Annotated in this window: 3 protein-coding genes; 1 reads left to right on the plus strand and 2 read right to left on the minus strand. The window is 41.7% G+C overall.

Annotated features, from left to right (window positions below):
• Positions 1 to 463 precede the first annotated feature (463 nt).
• Positions 464 to 934, plus strand: coding sequence for a nuclear transport factor 2 family protein (locus ACXAF9_RS18085; RefSeq protein ID WP_475076793.1), 471 nt, complete (start codon positions 464 to 466; stop codon positions 932 to 934).
• Positions 935 to 1119: 185 nt separating this feature from the next.
• Here the strand turns inward: ACXAF9_RS18085 and ACXAF9_RS18090 are convergent, their stop codons facing one another.
• On the minus strand, positions 1120 to 1746 hold the full coding sequence (locus ACXAF9_RS18090; protein ID WP_475076797.1) for a hypothetical protein: 627 nt from the start codon (positions 1744 to 1746) through the stop codon (positions 1120 to 1122).
• 66 nt (positions 1747 to 1812) lie between these two features.
• Positions 1813 to 2268: a macro domain-containing protein gene (locus ACXAF9_RS18095; RefSeq protein ID WP_475076799.1), complete on the minus strand. Its 456-nt coding sequence runs from the start codon at positions 2266 to 2268 to the stop codon at positions 1813 to 1815.
• Between the last annotated feature and the right edge of the window lie 101 nt (positions 2269 to 2369).

A 2369-nucleotide genomic window follows, 5' to 3' on the forward strand; every position in this document is an offset into this window, starting at 1 on the left:
CTGAAGGGCAAAAAAAGCGGGTTTTCCATATTCGAACCGCATTATAAACCACTATAAATCATACGGTTACGTTTTTTTCAGGGGCGACTAGCGACTCCAGAATCAACAGACTCCATTGGTCCCCAACCCGATCAAGCACATCCCTTATCGGGCAAGGCTGTTCGAAAATATAATTATTTTTGGAAGCATCAACACCAGACATACCAATACACCTAAATTCGATTAACGAATGAGATGATAGATATAATAAAATATAATCAACAAAACACTTGGTAAAAGTGCCAATGGTATTTCTTATCTATAAATCCAAAACAATTTCAAAATAGCACCTTATAGATCCCCCCTTAATGTATAGGTCATATTTATCTGACCTAGTCTCATTTTTGTGACTTCTTGTACACTTCTAAATTTTATATATCATCCTAAGTCTAATTTTTAGACCCTTGATTAATTAGGAGACACAATGAGTTATTTAAATATGAAATCCGGCGCTCTAGCGGCATCGATTTTATTCGCAACAATGTCACTAAACGCACTTGCGGAGAAAAGAGACATAGACCAAGAAGAAGCCAATCGTGCTTTAGTAGTTAACTTCTACAATGACTTTTTTAACAACCATAATGTTAACGATGCAGCTAAGGTCGTCGCCGATAGTTACATTCAGCACAACCCACACGTGCCAGACGGTAAAGCCCCCTTCGTAAACTTCTTTAATGGCTTTTTTAAAGAAAACCCAGAATCAAAAGCACGCATCGTGCGCTCGGCAGCCGATGGGGACCTTGTATGGTTACACGTGCAATCTACCAACGGTAAAGACGATTTAGGCGAAGCGGTGATTGACCTATTCCGAGTGGAAAACGGAATGATCGTAGAGCATTGGGATGTCATTCAACCAGTTCCAAGCGAGTCCGCAAACGATAACACCATGTTTTAATGATTGATCCCTAAGCAGGCTGCACACTGCAGTCTGCTTTGCGATACAGGTTACTCAAAATCGCGCTCGATCAACTGGATAAGGTTGTTATCCTCAGTAATACACTGGCCAACTCATTCCAAATCCGTAAGTTCGTTTGGGCACCGCAATGAGTTGTAGTAATTAAACGGCCACCTTAGCCCCCCTTACTTATTTAGATTTCTTCTGAAGTTATCGTACAATTTTTGAACAGACTCATCGGATGCAGCCTCAAAAAAATCAAGCATAACTTCTCTCGATGAGAATAAGTCCTCTAGCGTTATCGAGTAACCGAGAGCTAGGGGAGACGAAGGCACCGCGTTATAAGACCAAATCAAAGTACCAGAGCCATCAAATAGCTGTCCTGCAATATTAAAGCGTGCACTGAACTCATCAGAGAAACCGTGTACTCTACCCAATACAGCCACATTAATTGTCATGATCAATTTATTATCAGAGTTTTGATCAAAGATCACTTTCAGGTTATCAGCTTTTACCTTTTCAATGAATTGATGGCGAATCATATCATTTAAACTAACTTGCTCATCTTCCATGTATTTCAGCGTAAGTTCCCTTAAGCCCATACCATCACCAGCATTCCCCGTAGGGAATTGACCAATGAGTTGAACTTCAACGGTACTTACGGCATGTAACATTGAATTATTATCTGGGTTGGATTCGATACGTATGGTTTGAAGTTGTTCAAAGTTTTCTTTATCTAATTGCACACTTGGCACTGAGGAACAACCGCCAAGGGCAAACAAAAACAGTAATGCAAAATATTGGGCTTTCATTTTATCTCCAATCCAGACTTTCTATTCGTTTTAGATCTTTTATTCATATTTCGTCGCTACACAGGCTTAGGGTAGATACTTCACTAACGTGTGGTTGCAACCAGACAGCTCGGTATCAATGATTTGAGAAATAACACTCCAATCACCACCGGCAAGGCCCGCACCTATCATGGGATAACCTATACGAGCGTCACCGAATTCCGCTTTCAATTGGGAGAAAACACATCTGATTGCATCATAGTCAGCTTTAACGCCTTGCCCACCCCAGTGGAACTGCGTGTAAGCATTTATGATCGTTATGGAATTGCCGTTTCTGGTGACCATTACCTGTGAATAGGAGCCTAGCTTCTGCTTTGCCCCCTTTTCGGTTGTAAGGTCAGCTTCAAAGGCCTCTGGGAATTCTGATTTGATCGACTTCGCGATACCCGCTCCCATAGCGCAGAAGCAGTTACACCCGTGGACGATGACATCAAACTGCCCTTCTAGCGCAAGCTTAATGAGATCCCCTTCTATGGTTTTCATGGACACTCCTTAGTCACCCCTGAAAAACACCCTTTACGCACGGACCAAACTCAGGCTCTGTGCGTTCATTTCTCTTCTTTCCAATAACCCGATCAAATACA

This window comes from Neptunomonas sp. ABH4_499 (genome assembly GCF_056160565.1).

Coding starts and splice junctions, on each gene's coding strand:
- ACXAF9_RS18085 (WP_475076793.1), top strand. CDS start 464: ATGAGTTATTTAAATATGAAATCCGGCGCTCTAGCGGCATCGATTTTA.
- ACXAF9_RS18095 (WP_475076799.1), bottom strand. CDS start 2,268: ATGAAAACCATAGAAGGGGATCTCATTAAGCTTGCGCTAGAAGGGCAG.
- ACXAF9_RS18090 (WP_475076797.1), bottom strand. CDS start 1,746: ATGAAAGCCCAATATTTTGCATTACTGTTTTTGTTTGCCCTTGGCGGT.